The sequence below is a fragment of the Sphingomonas sp. 22176 genome (assembly GCF_052045505.1).
Taxonomy (GTDB): Bacteria; Pseudomonadota; Alphaproteobacteria; order Sphingomonadales; family Sphingomonadaceae; genus Sphingomonas.
This window is the reverse complement of the sequence record NZ_JBQEPL010000001.1, coordinates 1,512,677-1,530,338: the sequence shown is the minus strand read 5'-3', so window position 1 is coordinate 1,530,338 and position 17,662 is coordinate 1,512,677. Positions and strand designations below refer to the sequence as shown.

The window sequence follows — 17,662 nt, the reverse complement described above, 5'->3', positions numbered from 1 at the left end:
GTTCGCCAGTTCAGATGAGGGGTGGTTTGATGTTGAGTCCTTCGACGACCGAGGCGCGTCGCGCCTTTTCCGGTACCAAGTTGGTATTGCTTTCCGCAGGTTGTGTGGCAGCGTTGGCGCTCGGCGATCCCGCCTTCGCCCAGACCGATACCGCGCCCGCCGCCCAGGGCCAGGACGATACCGGCGGCGACATCGTCGTTACCGGCTTCCGCTCCAGCCTCGCCTCCGCGCTCGACGCGAAGCGCAAGGACATCCGCATCACCGACGGCATCTCGGCCGAGGATATCGGCAAGTTCCCGGCGCAGAACATCACCGAGGCAATCCAGCGCATCGCCGGCGTCCAGATGTCCAATATCAACGGCCGCGGCTCGACGATCAGCATCCGTGGCCTCGGTGCGCAGTACGCCCGCACCACGATCAACGGCCAGACCTTCGCCAGCGCCGACTTCAAGGACGGCTTCCGCTACGACATCATCCAGACCGATCTCGCCAGCGCGATCCAGGTGGTGAAGTCGCCCACCGCGGACATGGACACCGGCGGTCTGTCGGGCACCGTCAACATCGATACGGTCAAGCCACTTGCCTATAAGGGCCCACGCTTCATCGTCGGCGTGAAGGGCTACAACTCCGAATATCGCGGCAAGGAAGTCACGCCCAAGGTCAGCGGCGCCTATATCGACAGCTTCGCCGGCGGCACGCTCGGCGTGATGGCGAACGTCAGCTACCAGAAGCTGAAGGATCGTGGCGATTACGTCTTCATCAAGAACTGGTACAATGCCGGGGTGATCGATCCCGATGTGCGGGTGCCGGGCAATTTCCGCTACCGCCGCATCGATCGCGATACCGAGCAGCTGATGGCCAGCGGCGCGATCCAGTGGAAGCCGAGCGACAATTTCGAGGCGCTGCTCCAGGGCGAATATTCGCGCGACCACACCCGCTACACTACGCGCCAATATGTGTTCGGCCGCTGGGATTCGAGCGCGGTGACGGTGAACGGCAAGGCGAACGGCATCGCCAACAACATCAGCATCAGCAACTTTAACGTCGACAACAACACCCAGCCCGAACTGCGCAACCTGAAGACCCAGGCCTATACCGGCACGATCAACTGGCAGCCGGGCGACACCTGGAAGGTGCACGCCGTCGCGCACTACACCAAGGGTGACGCGGCGCTGTATGAATGGGCGTCGATCGACGAGGTCAAGTTCGCCCAGGGCGGCACGCTGGACATCTCGAACCCGAACAACATCAAGTGGACAACGCAGAGCCTCACCGATGGCTCGGTGTGGAACAACGCCAACCGCACCTGGTTCGCGTTTGTCGATGGCGCGACGCATATCCAGACCGCTAAGGACAAGGCCGCGCAGGTCGACGTGACCAAGGATCTGGGCTGGCACGGCCTCCAGTCGCTGGTGCTCGGCGCCAAATTCCACCACGAAAGCTTCGCCACCAACGCCTACCGCCACGATCGTGACGGCGACGTTACCGATCCGGTGAAGTATCCCGAGTTCAACTACATCCCGAACCTCGGCACCACCGGCCAGCTGGTGACCAACTTCCTCGACGGCGCGATGTCGATCCCGCATGCGTTCCTGTCTACCAATGCAGACGTGTGGCAGAGCCTGCTCGCATCGAAGGGCATCACCGTGCCCGACGTGCCCGACTGGCCCAGCACCTATCGCGTCGATCGCTACGTCCCCGCGGTCTATGCGATGGCCAATGTCGACACGACCGTGGGCGGCATGACGCTGCGCGGCAACCTGGGCGTGCGCTACGAGCATACCCACCAGAACGTCACCGCCAGCCTGACCGACGGCACCGGCAGCGATGCCGCACTGCTCGGCCAGCAGCACATCATCCAGGACTACGGCAACGTCCTGCCGAGCGCGAGCTTCGCCCTCGACCTGACGCCGAAACTGGTTGCCCGCTTCGCCGCGGCCAAGGTGCTGGTGCGGCCGCTGCTCAACAGCCAGACGCAGATGGCGGACACGATCAGCACCGGCATCTCGCAGCAGAAGCGTGCCTTCACCAGCGTTGCCGCAGGCGAATCGCGCCTCAAGCCGCTGACCGCGAACCAGCTCGACATCAGCCTGGAATTCTACCATGGCCGCGGCAACTCGATCAGCGTTGCCGGCTTCTACAAGGCGGTGAAGAACGGCACCTTCACCCAGTTCTACTGCCCGACCTCGTACAACGGCGTGGCGCTGAACGGCGTCACCACGGACTGCCAGTCGGCGGACCTGAAGAGCGACTACAGCTTCAGCCGCGTGCTGAACGACAACCGCACCATCAACATCAAGGGTGTGGAATTCGCCGCTTCCGAGAACTTCGACGGCATCCTGCCGATCAAGGGCTTCGGCGCGACGGGCAACATCACGCTGGTCGATACCGATGCCAGCGCGCTGGGCACCGGCTTCAACCTACGCGATCTGTCGAAGTTCACCGCCAACATCACGCCCTATTGGGAAAACGAGATGTTCAGCGTGCGCTTCTCGGTCAACCACCGCAGCTCGTACAAGCAGGACGCCGCCAGCAGCTTCTTCGTCAACGGCGGCGAGATCCACACGGTGCGCGCGCGCACCCAGATGGACCTGGCGCTGGGCTTCACGCCGAACAAGTGGCTGAGCTTCACGGGCGGCATCATCAACCTGAACAACACCCACGAAGACGCCTACCAGACCACCGCGGACACCTTCCAGATGGCCAGCCGCACCGGTCGCACCTTTTATCTGTCGGCCACGACCAAGTTCTGACCGACGGACACCGGGCTATCCCCGGAAGCGCCCCTCTTCCGCAAGGAAGGGGGCGTTTCTCGTTTGGGGCTCAGCGGAGGTTGGTGGCCGGCGCCCCGGCCGCGCCCGCAGCCGGGGCGGGGCGGTTCAGATCGTGGATCTCCCACCGAAAGGGCTTACGGGATTCCGCCTGTGTCGGACGCCCGGACGCGTCCTGTGCCGGCACAAAGACTGCGCGACGAACCGCGAGCGCGCACGACGTTCGATCCAGCGCATCGCTACCGCTGGAAACCTCCACGTCACAGCGGCTCACCTTGCCCGCAGCAGAAACCATCATCACCATTTGCGTCACACCGACCTCGCCATTGCGCGCCGCAATGGCCGGATAGTCATCGTCGCTGATCGGCAGGGAGATCAGCTTGGGCGCTTCGACGGCGGGCTCGCCCGACCCGGGTGCGACCTGCTGCCGCTCTATCTGGCATTGCCGCACGAATGCGGTTCCGCTGCCGATGGCATCCCTGCGGATCGCGGCCACCGGCGCCTGGGAGCCCGCGACGAAAAAGGAGACGAGCCTATATTCGTAGGAGGCCGTTTGACCCAATGCCTCCGGATCGACCTGGAAGCCCGATTTGTCCCCCCCGATAGGCTGCACCGGGATCACCGCCTTCTTCTCGGGCAGTGCATAGGTCCGGTTCCAGACCACTTGCAGGGTCGCGGGCACAGCCGCAGGCTGCCACTGCGCCGGTTCGACGACCAGTATCGGCTTGGCAGTGCCCGCTGCGACGAGGGCGAAGCGCGTCGTGCCGGCGGTGAGCATGGCGCTGCACGTGCCTTCGCCACGGACGAGCGACCAAGGCCCGTCGACCGGCTCGGCGGTAGAAAGCAGAAGCGGTACGAAGATCACGCGCATTCCCCCATGCAATGAATCAGATGGAGCGCGTAGGTAGACCTCGGAAACTTAAGCAGATGCTACGAGCGCGAAGAAGCGTCCCGCTTAGCGCAACACCGCCGCAGTATAATTCTCCACCACTTCCGCCAGCGCCCGCCCCTCGCCATCCAGCACCAGCGCGCGGTGGCGGAGCACGTACGGTGCGACGCCTGCCAGCACCTGCTCCAGTGGCTTGCGGTGCGGCTTGAGCGGCCGGATCACCGCGCCGAACGGGGTATCCCCCTGCTCCAGCGCGGCGTTCATTTCCGGGGAGAGGCGCGACGGCACGTACCAGTTCTCGGCGACCGACAAGGCGACGCCCGCGCAGCTGAGCACCACGCTGCGATATACGACGCGCTCGTCCGGCCCGATGCCCAGCCGCTTGCGCTGCTCCGGCGTCGGATCCTTGTGCGCCGCACGGTCCACCTCCGCCCGGATCGGGCCGCCGCAGCGGCGTTCCAGCACGGCGGTGGCGGTAGGGCTGGCGAGAAGGTCACGGCTGAGTGCCGTCGCATCGTCCGTCGCTACCGCTACCGCCACTACCAGCATCACTTTCCTCGAATTGCCGCCTGCGCTGCCGCAAGCCGCGCGATCGGCACGCGATAGGGCGAAGCCGAGACATAATCGAGCCCCGTCTTCTCGCAGAACGCGATCGACGCCGGATCGCCGCCATGTTCGCCGCAGATGCCGAGCTTGATGTCGGGCCGGGTCACACGGCCGCGCTCGGCGGCGAGCGCGATCAGCTGGCCGACACCCTCCACGTCGAGGCTCACGAACGGATCCTTGGCGTAGATGCCCTTCTCGACATAAGTCGTCAGGAAGCGCGAGGCGTCATCGCGGCTCACGCCCAGCGTAGTCTGGGTGAGGTCGTTGGTGCCGAACGAGAAGAAGGCACCCACCTCGGCGATCTCGCCCGCCATCAGCGCCGCGCGCGGCAGCTCGATCATCGTGCCGACCAGATAGTCGATCGTGCGCCCCTTCTCGGCGAACACCGCCTGTGCGGCCTTGTCGACCACCGCCTTCATCAGCTCCAGCTCGCGCCGGGTGCCGACCAGCGGGATCATCACTTCGGGTACCGGCGCGGCGCCGGACTTCTCCGCAACCGCAATCGCCGCCTCAAAGATGGCGCGCGCCTGCATCTCGTAGATTTCGGGATAGGTCACACCCAGACGACAGCCGCGATGGCCGAGCATCGGGTTGAACTCGTGCAGCTCGGCCGCGCGGCGCTTGAGCGTGTCGACGTCCACGCCCGCCGCGGTCGCGACTTCGGCGAACTCCGCCTCTTCGTGCGGCAGGAACTCGTGCAGCGGCGGATCGAGCAGGCGGATCGTCACCGGCAGGCCCGCCATCACCTCGAAGATCTCGAGAAAGTCGCTGCGCTGTTCGGGCAGCAGCTTCTCCAGCGCGGCGCGACGGCCGGCCTCGTTCTCGGCGAGGATCATCTGGCGCACCGCGGTGATGCGCGCCGAATCGAAGAACATATGCTCGGTGCGGCACAGGCCAACGCCCTCGGCGCCGAACTCGCGCGCGGTGCGGCAGTCGAGCGGCGTCTCGGCATTGGCGCGCACCTTGAGGCGGCGGACTTCGTCGGCCCAGGTCATCAGCGTGCCGAAATCGCCCGACAGCTCGGGCTGCACGGTCGGCACCTGGCCGGCCATCACTTCGCCGGTGGCGCCGTCGATCGTCACCATGTCGCCCTCGCGGACCTCACGGCTGCCGACGCGCATCACCTTCTCGCGCGCGTTGATCGAGAGGCTGCCTGCGCCAGAGACGCAAGGCCGGCCCATGCCGCGCGCGACGACCGCCGCGTGGCTGGTCATGCCGCCGCGCGCCGTCAGGATGCCGCGCGCCGCGTGCATGCCGTGAATGTCCTCGGGGCTGGTCTCGACGCGGATCAGGATTACCGAGTCACCGGCATTGGCGCGCTTTTCGGCGGTGTCGCTGTCGAACACCGCGAGGCCCGAAGCCGCGCCTGGCGAGGCCGGCAGCCCCTTGGTCAGCACGTCGCGCGGGGCCTTGGGGTCGAGCGTCGGGTGGAGCAACTGGTCCAGCGCCTGCGGATCGACGCGAAGGATCGCCTCTTCGCGGGTGATCAGGCCTTCATTGGCCATGTCGACCGCGATCTTGAGCGCCGCCTTGGCGGTGCGCTTGCCGCTGCGGGTCTGCAGCATCCACAGCTTGGCGCGCTCGACGGTGAACTCGATGTCCTGCATGTCGCGGTAATGGGTCTCGAGCCGGTCGAACACCGCCGCCAGCTCGCCATAGACCTCGGGCATCGCCTCTTCCATCGAGGCGGGCTTGGCGCCTGCCGTCTCGCGCGCGGTCCGGGTCAGATACTGCGGTGTGCGGATACCTGCGACGACGTCCTCGCCCTGCGCGTTGATCAGGAACTCGCCATAATAAGCGCGCTCGCCGGTGGAAGGGTCGCGGGTGAAGGCCACGCCCGTCGCCGAGGTGTCGCCCATGTTGCCGAACACCATCGCCTGCACGTTCACCGCCGTGCCCCAATCGGCCGGAATGTCGTTGAGCCGGCGATAGACCTTGGCGCGCTCCGACTGCCACGAGCCGAACACCGCGCCGATCGCACCCCAGAGCTGGTCGTGCACGTCCTGCGGGAACGGCTTGTTCCACAGCTCCTCGACGATGCTCTTATACTCGGCGACCAGCGCCTGGAGATCGGTGGCCGACAGCTCGGTATCGAGCGTGAAGCCGCGATCTTCCTTGGCGATCTCCAGCGCTTCCTCGAACCGGCCATGGTCGAGGCCCAGCACCACATCCGCATACATCTGGATGAAGCGGCGATAGCTGTCCCAGGCGAAGCGATCGTCGCCGCTGGTCGCGGCCAGGCCCTGCACCGTCTGGTCGTTGAGGCCGAGGTTGAGGACCGTGTCCATCATCCCCGGCATCGACACGCGCGCGCCCGAGCGGACAGAGACGAGCAGCGGATCGCCCGCATCGCCGAACTGCTTGCCGGTGATCGCGGCGATATGCGCGATGCCGCCCGCGACTTCGGCCTTCACGCTCTCGGGGAAGGTCTCGCCTTCCTCATAATAACGCGTGCACATCGCCGTGGAGATGGTGAAGCCCGGCGGCACCGGCAGTCCGATCGAGGCCATCTCGGCGAGGTTCGCACCCTTGCCGCCGAGCAGATTCTTGTCGCCCGCACCACCGTCCGAAACACCACCGCCGAAGCGGTACACATATTGCGTCATTCTGATCCCCTTCCGATCGAAGCGCCCTATCAAGACAGAAAGGGCGCTACCGCAGGTGCGAAGAAGGCGGAACCGCTGACTACGTTGTCGGTATCCGATTATTTCGGGACCGTGGCAGTTTCAGGCCAATTTACGGGATATTAATCGTACAATTAAGCCCCTCAACCTTCGATCTTGGCGAAGTCCGCCACCTTGTGCACTGCATCACGCATCCGTGCGAGCAGGCCGAGGCGTGCGGCGCGCTTGGCCGGATCGGCGTCGTTGACCGTCACCTGGTCGAAGAACGCGTCGATCGGCGCGCGCAGGATGGCGAGCGCGGCCATGGCATCCTCGAACTGCTCGGCTTCGATCGCGGCCGTCGCCTTGGGCTCGGCGGCGTCGAGGGTTGCGGCGAGTGCGGCCTCGGCGGGTTCGGGCGAAGGGTTGGTGGCGCCGGCTTCCCACTCCTCCTTCTTGAGGATGTTCGCCGCGCGCTTGTAGCCGGCGAGCAGGTTGGCGCCGTCCTCGGTGGTAACGAACGCCTGCAGCGCCTTCACCCGCGCGAGCAGGCGGACGAGATCGTCCTCGCCGCCGAGCGCGAACACCGCATCGATCAGGTCATGGCGAACACCCGCTTCGCGCTGCTGGACCTTGAGGCGGTCCGCGAAGAAGTCGAGCACGTCCTGGCTCACCGAGCGGAGCAGCGGGAAGCGCAGGCCATTGTCGAGCAGAATCGCCAGCACGCCCAGTGCCGAGCGCCGCAATGCGAACGGGTCCTTGGAGCCGCTCGGCTTGAGGTCGACGCCAAAAAACTGGGTGATGCCGTCCAGCTTATCCGCCAGCGCAACCGCCACCGTCACCGGATCGGTCGGGACGTCATCGCCCTGCCCGACCGGCTTGTAGTGGTCGCGGATCGCCGCGGCGACCGCCGGGTCTTCGCCCTGCGCGGCGGCGTAATAGCCGCCCATCAGGCCCTGCAGCTCGGGGAACTCGCCGACCATGCCGGTGACGAGGTCCGCCTTGGCGAGCTCGGCCGCGCGGCGCGCCAGCGCCGGATCGCAGTTCGGCACGATCTTCTCGGTCGCCAGCCACTCCGCCAGCTTGGCGACGCGCTCGACCTTGTCGGCCACCGTGCCCAGCTTCTCGTGGAAGACGATCTTCTCGAGCTTCCCCGCCTGATCGGCGAGCGGCACCTTGAGATCGGTCTCGTAGAAGAAGCGCGCGTCGCTCAGCCGGGCCGCCAGCACCTTCTGGTTGCCCGCGACGATCTTTTCGCCGCCATCGGCCGCGTCGATGTTTGCCACACAGACGAACGCATTGGCCAGCTTGCCCTCGGAATCGCGGCAGACGAAATATTTCTGGTTCACCCGCGCGGTGAGCTGGATCACCTCGGGCGGCACCGCCAGGAAAGCCTCGTCGAAGCGGCCGAGCAGCGGCATCGGCCATTCGGTCAGCCCGGCATTCTCGAACAGCAGCCCCTCGTCCTCGATCAGGCTGAGCCCGGCCTTCTGCGCTGCCATCTTCGCGCCCAGCGCGATGATGTTGCGCCGCTCGGCGCCGTCGACGATGACATGGCAGGCGCGCAGCTTCTCGACATAATCGTCCGCCGAGCCGATGGTGATCACGCCGGGATGGTGGAAGCGATGCCCCACCGTCGCCGCGCCGCTGGTGACGCCGGCGATCTCGCACGGCACCACGTCGCTGCCGAACAGCGCGACGATGCCCTGCAGCGGGCGCACCCAGCGCGGGCTTTCGGTGGAGAGTGATGGCGCACCCCAGCGCATCGACTTGGGCCAGGGGAAGGCGCGGATCACCGCGGGAATTGCGGCGGCGAGCACCTCGGCCGTCGCGCGACCGGGCTTGTCGACGATCGCGAACAGCACGCCATCCCGCTCGACCAACTGATCGGCGGTGAGGCCGGTTTTGCGCAGAAAGCCTTCCAGCGCCTGGGGCGGCGCGCCGACACGCGGGCCCTTGGTCTCTTCGGAGACGGTGGCGGTCTCGGCGGGCAGGCCCTTGAGGATCAGCGTCAGCCGGCGCGGCGTCGCGTAGGACACCACCTCGGCGGCCTTCAGCCCGGCCTTGTCCAACTCGGCGGCGAACAAACGGGCGAGATCCTCCCGCGCCTTTTCCTGCATGCGCGCCGGGATTTCCTCCGAGCGGAGTTCGAGAAGAAAGTCAGTCATGGGCAATTCCAAGTGCACCTGCGAAAGCATGTGCCCAGTGTTGGAGAGCGAGTCGCTTAGGGCTCTGGGCTCCTGCTTCCGCAGGAGCACGAAGGGGGAAGCGGCGGCTACGCATCACGCCGTCCAGCCGGGGTACGCGGCTTCCCATTCGGGGCTCTTCTTCTCGATCCATGCCGCACACGCCCCCTTCGCCAGATCGCGCACCCGGCCGATATAGGCCTGGCGCTCCGCCACCGAGATCACGCCGCGCGCGTTCAGCAGGTTGAAGATGTGGCTCGCCTCGATCGCCTGCTCATAGGCCGGGATCGGCAGCTTGGCCTCCAGCGACCGCTCGCACTCGGCCGCGGCCTTGCGGAACAGGTCGAACAGCGCGTCGGTATCGGCGATCTCGAAGTTCCACTTCGACATCTCGCGTTCGTTCTCCAGGAACACGTCGCCATAGGTCACGCCCGCGTCGTTGAAGGCGAGATCGTAGACGCTGTCCTTGTTCTGGATGTACATGGCGAGGCGCTCGAGCCCGTAGGTGAGCTCGCCAGCCACCGGCTTGCAGTCATAGCCGCCCATCTGCTGGAAATAGGTGAACTGGGTGACTTCCATCCCGTCGCACCACACTTCCCAGCCCAGCCCCCAGGCGCCGAGCGTCGGCGATTCCCAGTCGTCCTCGACGAAGCGGATGTCGTGCTTGGTGAAATCGATGCCGATCGCGGCCAGCGAGCCAAGATACAGCTCCTGCAGGTCGGGCGGGCTCGGCTTCAGGATCACCTGGTACTGGTAATAATGCTGGAGCCGGTTGGGGTTCTCGCCATAGCGGCCGTCGGTCGGGCGGCGGCAGGGCTGGACGAAGGCGGCGTTCCACGGCTCCGGCCCCAGCGCGCGCAGCGTGGTGGCGGGGTGGAAAGTACCGGCGCCCATGCGCATGTCATAGGGCTGCAGGATCAGGCAGCCGCGCGTGCTCCAATAGTCATGGAGCGTCAGGATCATGCGCTGGAAGCTGAGAGGTTCGGACAAGTTGGTCACCCTGTAAGGTTTGGAGAGCGCTTTGGCGCAGGGCGCCGAGGGGGTCAACCGGGAGGGGAAGCTGGCCGCTTCCCCGCAGCCGTCGTCACCCTACCTCTCCACTGTCATCCCAGCGCAAGCCTCCTTCGTCATCCCGGCGAAAGCCGGGATCCATTGGGGTCGCCAGTTCGGCTCCATCTTCAATGGAGTGGCGAATGGATCCCGACTTTCGTCGGGATGACGGCTTAAGGGATCGGGATGTCGACGTATTGGAGCCGTAGCGCCCCGTTGACTTCCCCGCCCTCGCGCCGCCAAGCCGCGCCCATGTTCCGCGCGCTCCTCCTCGCTACCCTGTTCCTCCTCGGTAGCTGCGGCGCCGCGCCGCGCGAGGCCAAGCCGGCGCTGTGGGCGTTGCGCGACGGCGACACCACCGTCTATCTGTTCGGCACCGTCCATTTGCTCCGCCCGGAGCTGCGCTGGTTCGACGGCCCGGTGCGCTCCGCCTTCGATGCCAGCGACACGCTCGTCCTCGAACTGGTGATGCCGCCGGAGGCCCAGACCCAGGCGCTGCTCGACAAGCTCGGCCGCACGCCGGGCGACCCGACCGTCGCCGCCCTGCCCGCGCCCGAACATGCGAAGCTCGAAGGCGCGCTCCGCCAGGCAGGGCTCTCGCCGCAGTCGCTCGACCGCGACGAGCCGTGGCTGGCCGCGCTCACCCTGTCGCTGCTGCCGCTCCAGAAGCTCGGCTATGACGATGCGAACGGCGTCGAGCAGGTGCTGCAGACCGCCGCGACGAAGGCGGGCAAGCAGGTGACGGGGCTGGAGACCGCCGAGGAGCAGTTCGGCTATTTCGACCATCTCTCCGCCGCCGCGCAAGGCCGCCTGCTCGGCGACACGCTGACCGGGCTGCCAGAAACCGGCGCGAATATCGATGCGGCGGTCGCCGCCTGGAGCAAGGGGGATGCCGATGCGCTGGCCCGCCTGCTCAACGCCGACCTCGCGCCCAATCCGGAGCTGCGCGACACGCTGCTGCTTCGCCGCAACCAGCGCTGGGCGGCGTGGGTCCAGGGCCGCATGCAGCGCCCCGGCACGGTGTTCGTCGCGGTAGGCGCAGGCCATCTCGCCGGCAGCGAGAGCGTGCTGGCGATGCTCGCCAAGGCCGGGCTAAAGGTCGAGCGGCTCCAGTAAGCAGCCGCCCGCCTGCTATTCAGTCCTGGCGCTCAGTCCTGCGGCGCGTCGATCACCACGATGCGGGTTAGCGAGGTCAGGAAGTCGATCCCGTCCCAGATCGCGTTGAAGTTCAGCGCGTGGCCGAACGGCACGATCCGGTCGATCCCCTGCGGCTGGGCGTTCAGCAGGAACGCCTGCCAGTCGCCCTTGGGCACGCCGAAGCTGGCGACCGTCTGCCAGTTGCGGCGCGCGCTGACCCCGAGTTCCTCCAGCGCCTCGACATGGAATTCGCGGAAGAAGCCGCCACCGGTGCCGTTGGGTTCGCCGAGCAGCGAAATCGGGCAGCGGACGACGCTGATGAAGTTGGTCTCCAGCGGCACCACGCTGGCGTGGACGCTGACCGCATTGTCCTGCTCGGCGAGCAGCTTGGCGACCGCACCGGCATCTTCCCAGCCCAGATTCGCCTCGCGCGCGCCGGCTTCGACATGGTGCCAGAAATCGGTGCTCGCCGCCGCGATATCGTCGGCAGACCCGCGCCACACCAGCGCGCGCGGGCTCGAACACGCCATCTGGCCGAACCACAGCGAGTCGTTGACGAAGTCGCGGGCAACCGGCGTCTTGGTATCGCTGGCCAGCCAGGCCTTGGCGTCGACCACTGCGAGCGAATATTTGTTCGGGAAGGTGAGTTCGGTGCCTCCCGGCGAGAGCGGGCTCTTGCGGATCAGTTCCACCGTGCCGTCGCCGCCCCAGACGACGCGGACGTCGCAGTGGCGCGAAAAGGCATCGGTGATCGACTGGTCATGCTCGTAGCGGACGATGCCGATGATCCCGCGCAGCCGCTCGCTCGACGCCTCGACCACCTGCTTGAGGATGTCGTTGAGCAGGTCCGACTGCTGCGCCGCGCGCGACGACATGCGTACCAGGTTCACATTGCCGGCAAGCATCGACAGCAGCAGCGAATAGACGAAGATCGTGTCGACGTTGGACGGCGCGATGTGGAACGCGAGGCCCCGGGCGAGCCGAAGCGCGTCCGGATATTGCGCGTCGAACCGGTCCTTCATTCGCTTGATGTTGGCGCCGCGCGCCCAGAAGCCGAGCGCGACCAGCTCCGGATGGCGGCGGGCCTGCGGGCTGGCCATCAGCGCCTTGCCCAGCCGCTCGATGAACTCGATCACAGCCGGATCGAACGGGGCGAGCGGGCGCTGCGCCAGCAAAGCGTCGATGTTCGCGCCCTCGGGGACGACGAACCGCACCTTGTCGAGACTGTTCATAGCTTGGCACTCACTCGCATGGTTCGATCGGGTCACTGGTTGCTGGCGAAGGTGTCGCTGCAGCCGCGCACTTCGGCCTTGGGCAGACGGCCATGGACCGCGAAATACTTGCCCTTGCGGCCGCAGGCGCAATCGTCCTCGCCGAGCAGCGTGCCCTGGTCCTCGGTCAGCAGCGAATGGCCGGGATAGCTGCGCGGCAGTACCGACACGACCTGGATCACCCCGGTCTCGCCGATGTCGCACTCGCTCCAGTCGACCGGGCGGCGGATCACCACGTCGGCGAACACCGGGGCGTGGAGATGCCCCGCCTCACACTCGACGAAGATCGAGCCGGTCTGCTCGACCATGCCGTAGAAATTATGGACGCGGCCGAAGCCGGCCAGGTCGCTGGCGCGCTGCTTGAAATGCTCGTTGGAGACCTTCTCGGCCTCCAGCTTCTTCCAGCCGCCCGAATGGATCAGGATCGCATTGTCGAACGGCAGCTTGCGGCCCGACTGCTCGAGCTGCTGAATGAAATAGCGCCACACCATGAAGGTGAAGCCGAAGGCGAAGATCGGCTGGCCGGCATTGGCCGCGGCGAAGGTCTCCAGCGCCTCCCAGTCGAGCTCCATCGTCTCGTCCTTCAGCGCGAAGACGTGCTGGCGGCCGAAGGTCATCATGCCGAGGATGCCGGCGCCGCGCGCGCTGAAGGTGCGGCGGTCCTTCACCACGCTGGGATGATCGATGATCAACATCGGCAGCCGCTTGGGGCCGATGAACGAGGTCATGATCTTGGTCAGCGCGCGGGTCTGCAGCCGGGCGGTGTCGGCGTCGAGGAAGATGCGCGACGGGCGCTGGCCGGTGGTGCCCGACGAGGTCATCGTCTTGAACACCTGGTCCTGCGGCACCGAGGACAGGTCGTGCAGCTTGAACATGCTGACCGGGATCAGCGGCGCGTCGGCCCCGCCCGGCAGGTCGCCCGGGCCATAGGCATCGAGGATCGCGCGATAGCCTTCGCATTCGGTGCCGTGGAACGCCGTCAGCTCGCGCAGCTCGGCCTGGAGCATTGCGTGCTTCTCCGCCTTGGGCAGATCGTAGACGGGAACCTCGAAAAAGGATTCAATCATCGCTTCAACTCCTTTTTCCGCGCCGACAACGCTATCGGCCCCGGCACCCGGCCGATATCTGGCATCGGCCAGGGCTGTTCAAGTCACGCAGGCTTGGAGGCCTGCTCCCACGCCGCCTGCAGCGCCGCCGCCGTCACCTTGCCGGAGGCGGTGCGCTCGACCGGACCGCCGCTGCGCACCTCGATGCCGCGCGGGGGCAGCGAGAAGGCATCGACGATCGCCTTGCGCACTTCGACCGGATCGAGGCTGCCATGGATCAGCACCTGCAACTTGTCGTCGGCGCCGAAGCAGAACACCTCAGCCTCGGGCGTGGCGATGCGGCGCTCGACCTCGTCGAGGTTCACGCGCAGGCCGAATACCTTGAGGATCCGCGAGCTGCGCCCGACGATGCGCAACAGCCCGTCCTCGCCCAGCTGCGCCAGGTCGCCGGTGGACAGCGTGCCGCCCAGTTCGTCGCCCTTGGCGAGATCGGCGCGCTCCAGCGCATAGCCCATCATCACCGCAGGGCTGTGGATCCGCATCTCGCCGGTCTCACCCGGTGCAGCCGAGGTGCCGTCCTCCTTGACCAGCGCGATCGTCACGCCCGGAATCGCGACGCCGATCGCGTCCGGATGCGCCGCGGCATGCTCGGGCGGCAGATAGGCGACGCGCGGGCCGGCCTCGGTCTGGCCGTACATCACGAAGAACTTGCGATCGGTCCGCGCCGCCCAGTCGCCGAAGAAGGAGACGATGCGCGGATCGAGCCGCCCGCCCGCCTGGGTGAGCGTCTTGAGGCTCGGCAGGCTCAGCTTGTCCTCGCCGAAGCGGCGGAGCGTCGTATAGTGGAACGGCACCCCGGCGATCGAGGTCGCGGCGTGCTGGCGCAGATCGTCCCAATAGCCCGGCTCCATCACCGTCTTGCGGGTGACGCAGATGCACGCGCCCACCGCGAGGTGCGAATGGATCACCGACAAGCCGTAGGAATAGCTCATCGGCAGATGGAGCAGCGGCCGCTCGTCGGCGGTCAGCGCCAGATACTCGGCGATGCTCTCGGCATTGGCGGTAATGCCGGCGAGGCGCTGGCGCACCAGCTTGGGCGAGCCGGTGCTGCCCGAGGTGGTGAGCAGCAGCGCCAGATCGCCATGGAGTTCGGCCGGAGGCGCATCGGTGACGGTCACGCTGCCCGCCACCGGATCGACGATCGCGTTGGGCTGATAGGCGGCATAGAGCTGCTCCGAGAGCAGCTCGGACAGATCGGCTTCCAGGAGCAGCGGCACATGGCCTGCCTGCAGCAGCGCCACATAGGCGGCGATCGATTCGGCCGAGACGCTGCACCGAAGAACGACCAGCGACCGCGTCGCCGGCAGGCCGGCGATCAGCCGCTGCCCGAGCGCCAGCGTGTCGGCATAGCTCAGCACCCGATCGCCATCGGCGATGCAGGGGTTGCTGGCGAATTCCTGGAAGACCCGGTCGAACATCCGCTTAGACCATCATCCCGCCGTCGACGCCGATCACCTGGCCGGTGATGTAGCTGGCGGTATCGCTGGCGAGGAAGACGCTGAGCCCGGCAACGTCCTCGGGGGTGCCGAGGCGACCCATGCCGATCGACGACACGGTTTCCTGCCGCTTCTCCTCCGACAGCCCCTCGATCAGCGCCGTGTCGATCGCGCCCGGCGCGATGGCATTGACGCGGATCTGGCGGGCGGCGAATTCCTTGGCGAGGCTCTTGGTCACGCCGATCACGCCGGCCTTGCTGGCAGCATAGACCGCCTGTCCGGCAAAGCCCTGCGCGCCCATGATCGAGGTCAGGTTGATGATCGACCCGCCGCCGTTCCGCGCCATCAGCCGCGCCGCATATTGCGAAGCGACCAGCACCGAACGCAGGTTCACCTGATAGGTCTCGTCCATCATCTCGACCGAGGCCATCTCGATCATCGACGCCTTCAGGATGCCGGCATTGTTGACCAGCACGTCGAGGCGACGATCGGCCTTCTGGATGGTCCCGAAAGCCTGCTTGATCGCCGCCGGATCGGCGACGTCGAAGTAGAGCGCGCGCGCTTCCCCCGCGCCGAGCGCGTTGAGCGTGGCGAGGGTCGCGTCCAGCGATCCTTCGGTCCGCGCGGCGAGCCAGACGGTGGCGCCGGCCTCGACCAGCCCCTTGGCGATCGCCGCACCGATGCCGCGCGACGCCCCGGTTACCAGGGCGACGCGGCCGGCGAGAAGGTCAGGCCTCGACATCATACTTCTTGAGGAGTTCGCGGATCGTGCCGACGCTCGACATCGCGACGATGTCGTCGGTGTCCAGCATCACGTCATAGGCAGCTTCCAGCTCGGCGATCAGCGCCATGTGCGCGACCGAATCCCATTCGGGGATCGAGTTGTACTTCAGATCGTCCGTGATGGCGGAACGATCGAGCATGAGGGCGCGCGCTACGATTTCGTGCAGGTCTTCGGCCATGTGTAGATCCTTGATGGGGAGAGAAAGAGATTATGCCGCGTCGGCGGGCGTGGAGGCGGCAGCCGGCGCTGCCGCAGCAGCCGCCGCCGCATCGGCGCTGGCGCGCGAAAGAATGAGGCCCCACTGCCCGGTGACGATGCCCTTTTCCATCACGCGCGCGGGGTTGCCGCCAGCGAGGCAGCCATCGGGAATGTCGCGCATCACCACGCTGCCGGCGGCGATGATGCAGCTGTCGCCGATCTTCACGCCCGGAAAGATGATCGAATGCGCGCCGATCTGGCAGCGTTCGCCGATGATCGTCTTCAGGTGCATCCGGCGCACATAGTCGTGCGTCAGGATGGCCGCGCCGAAGCTGACCGCCGTGTCCTTGCCGATCCAGACGCCGTCCGGGTGTGCCTTGTCCAGCTTCGAAGAGAGCGAGATGGCGCAACCTTCGGCGATATGCATGCCCCAGAACCTGTTGAGATACTGCCGATAGATCTCAACCGCATAGCGCCTGAGCTTCCGCCGGATGAGAGCCGCAGCTCCGAATTTCGCCATCTTAATCCCCCGAGCGCAATTTCAACCAATCAATACTTCGTTTCCGCCGATCGATTAGCTCAGACCACTACATCACCGTTCAAGCCGCCCCCTACGCCATAACGCACATGCACAAGGGCCACAGGATACCGCGCTTCGTCGTCCTTTTAGTCGGCGATCTTCCACCGCCGCAAGCGTCGATGTTCATCAATTATTATCTAATTGCACCGCCTACCCTCGGAATGCGGCCGTTCGTCGTCGACAATCGGCGCAATGCCGGAAGACCGGGCAGCGGCGAGGTATAACACTCGAAACCGGCTTCGGCTCCCAAAAAAATGTTGCGTCGCACCATGCTGGCCAACGGGGCAGTGCGCGTCTTGCGATTTCGCGGCGCTTCGGCTATAGGCGCGCGCTTGCCGTGGCAGGGTCATCCCTGGAGGCCTGCCGCTGCATGCACGTTGAAACATTTAGCGCATTGGAAATCGACACATGAGCGACACGCTTACGCTGTCGGCCGAAACGCGCGACCGGGCTGGCAAGGGAGCCTCCCGGGCGCTGCGTCGTGAAGGCCGCGTCCCCGCCGTGATCTATGGCAACAAGCAGGATCCGCAGAGCATCCACCTCAACGAGCGTGAGCTGCAGAAGCTGCTGAACACCGGCCACTTCTTCAACTCGGTGATCATGGTCAACGGCGAGCGCACGCTGGCCAAGGACGTCGCTTTCGACGTCGTGACCGAGCGTCCGCTGCACGTCGACTTCCTGCGCATCTCCGAGCACGCGACGGTCCACGTCGAAGTGCCGATCGTGTTCGTCGACGAAGAGCTGGCCCCCGGCCTGAAGCGCGGCGGCGTGCTCAACATCGTCCGCCACGAGCTGGAGCTGGTGGTCGACGCAGCCGAGATCCCCGAGCAGATCGAAATCTCGCTCGAGGGCCTCGAAGTCGGCGATTCGCTGCACATCTCGGCCGTGACCCTGCCCAAGGGCGCGACCCCTGCGATCACCGATCGCGACTTCACCATCGCCACGGTCGTCGCACCGTCGGCGCTGAAGTCGGCGGACGGCGAAGCGGAAGCCGAGTCGGCCGAGGGCTGATCGGCCTTCCCTTCACGGGTTCAAAAGATCGCCT

Annotated in this window: 14 protein-coding genes; 3 read left to right on the top strand and 11 right to left on the bottom strand. The window is 66.3% G+C overall.

Annotated elements, in window-relative coordinates; genetic code table 11:
* Window positions 1-104 precede the first annotated feature (104 nt).
* Window positions 105-2,753, top strand: coding sequence for a TonB-dependent receptor (locus ACTJKY_RS07415; protein WP_440845102.1), 2,649 nt, complete (start codon window positions 105-107; stop codon window positions 2,751-2,753).
* Window positions 2,754-2,823: 70 nt separating this feature from the next.
* Here ACTJKY_RS07415 and ACTJKY_RS07410 read toward each other — a convergent pair whose 3' ends face one another.
* From ACTJKY_RS07410 to ACTJKY_RS07390, 5 genes are all read right to left on the bottom strand, one after another.
* Entirely contained in the window at window positions 2,824-3,642 is an 819-nt protein-coding gene (locus ACTJKY_RS07410; RefSeq protein WP_440845100.1) for a TonB family protein, read from the bottom strand.
* 84 nt (window positions 3,643-3,726) lie between these two features.
* Window positions 3,727-4,209 carry a chorismate--pyruvate lyase family protein gene (locus tag ACTJKY_RS07405; protein WP_440845099.1) on the bottom strand — a complete coding sequence of 161 codons (483 nt, stop codon included), beginning with the start codon at window positions 4,207-4,209 and terminating at the stop codon, window positions 3,727-3,729.
* Window positions 4,209-6,872: a pyruvate, phosphate dikinase gene (gene ppdK / locus ACTJKY_RS07400; protein WP_440845097.1), complete on the bottom strand. Its 2,664-nt coding sequence runs from the start codon at window positions 6,870-6,872 to the stop codon at window positions 4,209-4,211. Before ppdK ends, ACTJKY_RS07405 begins: the two co-directional genes overlap by 1 nt.
* Window positions 6,873-7,033: 161 nt before the next feature.
* Window positions 7,034-9,037 carry a glycine--tRNA ligase subunit beta gene (gene glyS / locus ACTJKY_RS07395; RefSeq protein ID WP_440845095.1) on the bottom strand — a complete coding sequence of 668 codons (2,004 nt, stop codon included), beginning with the start codon at window positions 9,035-9,037 and terminating at the stop codon, window positions 7,034-7,036.
* A 114-nt stretch (window positions 9,038-9,151) separates the two neighbouring features.
* Entirely contained in the window at window positions 9,152-10,018 is an 867-nt protein-coding gene (locus ACTJKY_RS07390; protein WP_440845246.1) for a glycine--tRNA ligase subunit alpha, read from the bottom strand.
* Between the two features lie 339 nt (window positions 10,019-10,357).
* Here ACTJKY_RS07390 and ACTJKY_RS07385 point away from each other — a divergent pair, with 339 nt between their 5' ends.
* Complete coding sequence (locus tag ACTJKY_RS07385) at window positions 10,358-11,221, top strand: TraB/GumN family protein (protein ID WP_440845093.1); 864 nt, start codon at window positions 10,358-10,360, stop codon at window positions 11,219-11,221.
* A gap of 32 nt (window positions 11,222-11,253) precedes the next feature.
* Here the strand turns inward: ACTJKY_RS07385 and ACTJKY_RS07380 are convergent, their stop codons facing one another.
* The 6 genes from ACTJKY_RS07380 to ACTJKY_RS07355 all read right to left on the bottom strand — a co-directional run bounded on the left by ACTJKY_RS07380 (window position 11,254) and on the right by ACTJKY_RS07355 (window position 16,464).
* Window positions 11,254-12,474, bottom strand: coding sequence for an acyl-CoA reductase (locus ACTJKY_RS07380; protein WP_440845091.1), 1,221 nt, complete (start codon window positions 12,472-12,474; stop codon window positions 11,254-11,256).
* Window positions 12,475-12,506: 32 nt separating this feature from the next.
* A complete protein-coding gene (locus tag ACTJKY_RS07375) occupies window positions 12,507-13,580 on the bottom strand; it encodes a LuxE/PaaK family acyltransferase (protein ID WP_440845090.1) in 1,074 nt (357 codons plus the stop codon).
* 83 nt (window positions 13,581-13,663) lie between these two features.
* Window positions 13,664-15,037: an AMP-binding protein gene (locus ACTJKY_RS07370; RefSeq protein WP_440845088.1), complete on the bottom strand. Its 1,374-nt coding sequence runs from the start codon at window positions 15,035-15,037 to the stop codon at window positions 13,664-13,666.
* A 4-nt stretch (window positions 15,038-15,041) separates the two neighbouring features.
* The gene (locus ACTJKY_RS07365; protein WP_440845087.1) at window positions 15,042-15,797 is read right to left on the bottom strand and encodes an SDR family NAD(P)-dependent oxidoreductase; all 756 of its coding nucleotides are present in this window, start codon (window positions 15,795-15,797) and stop codon (window positions 15,042-15,044) included.
* Window positions 15,784-16,017 carry an acyl carrier protein gene (locus tag ACTJKY_RS07360; RefSeq protein WP_440845086.1) on the bottom strand — a complete coding sequence of 78 codons (234 nt, stop codon included), beginning with the start codon at window positions 16,015-16,017 and terminating at the stop codon, window positions 15,784-15,786. The genes ACTJKY_RS07365 and ACTJKY_RS07360 overlap by 14 nt, the downstream gene beginning before the upstream one ends.
* Window positions 16,018-16,047: 30 nt before the next feature.
* Entirely contained in the window at window positions 16,048-16,464 is a 417-nt protein-coding gene (locus ACTJKY_RS07355; RefSeq protein WP_440845085.1) for an acyltransferase, read from the bottom strand.
* A 561-nt stretch (window positions 16,465-17,025) separates the two neighbouring features.
* Here ACTJKY_RS07355 and ACTJKY_RS07350 point away from each other — a divergent pair.
* Entirely contained in the window at window positions 17,026-17,628 is a 603-nt protein-coding gene (locus tag ACTJKY_RS07350; RefSeq protein WP_440845083.1) for a 50S ribosomal protein L25/general stress protein Ctc, read from the top strand.
* The last annotated feature ends 34 nt before the right edge of the window (window positions 17,629-17,662 follow it).

Excerpts from the sequence above, each read along its gene's own strand:
- ACTJKY_RS07365 (WP_440845087.1), bottom strand. The coding sequence starts at position 15,797 with ATGTCGAGGCCTGACCTTCTCGCCGGCCGCGTCGCCCTGGTAACCGGG.
- ACTJKY_RS07410 (WP_440845100.1), bottom strand. The coding sequence starts at position 3,642 with ATGCGCGTGATCTTCGTACCGCTTCTGCTTTCTACCGCCGAGCCGGTC.
- ACTJKY_RS07355 (WP_440845085.1), bottom strand. The coding sequence starts at position 16,464 with ATGCATATCGCCGAAGGTTGCGCCATCTCGCTCTCTTCGAAGCTGGAC.
- ACTJKY_RS07370 (WP_440845088.1), bottom strand. The coding sequence starts at position 15,037 with ATGTTCGACCGGGTCTTCCAGGAATTCGCCAGCAACCCCTGCATCGCC.
- ACTJKY_RS07390 (WP_440845246.1), bottom strand. The coding sequence starts at position 10,018 with ATGATCCTGACGCTCCATGACTATTGGAGCACGCGCGGCTGCCTGATC.
- ppdK (WP_440845097.1), bottom strand. The coding sequence starts at position 6,872 with ATGACGCAATATGTGTACCGCTTCGGCGGTGGTGTTTCGGACGGTGGT.
- ACTJKY_RS07385 (WP_440845093.1), top strand. The coding sequence starts at position 10,358 with ATGTTCCGCGCGCTCCTCCTCGCTACCCTGTTCCTCCTCGGTAGCTGC.
- ACTJKY_RS07350 (WP_440845083.1), top strand. The coding sequence starts at position 17,026 with ATGAGCGACACGCTTACGCTGTCGGCCGAAACGCGCGACCGGGCTGGC.
- glyS (WP_440845095.1), bottom strand. The coding sequence starts at position 9,037 with ATGACTGACTTTCTTCTCGAACTCCGCTCGGAGGAAATCCCGGCGCGC.
- ACTJKY_RS07405 (WP_440845099.1), bottom strand. The coding sequence starts at position 4,209 with ATGCTGGTAGTGGCGGTAGCGGTAGCGACGGACGATGCGACGGCACTC.
- ACTJKY_RS07380 (WP_440845091.1), bottom strand. The coding sequence starts at position 12,474 with ATGAACAGTCTCGACAAGGTGCGGTTCGTCGTCCCCGAGGGCGCGAAC.
- ACTJKY_RS07360 (WP_440845086.1), bottom strand. The coding sequence starts at position 16,017 with ATGGCCGAAGACCTGCACGAAATCGTAGCGCGCGCCCTCATGCTCGAT.
- ACTJKY_RS07375 (WP_440845090.1), bottom strand. The coding sequence starts at position 13,580 with ATGATTGAATCCTTTTTCGAGGTTCCCGTCTACGATCTGCCCAAGGCG.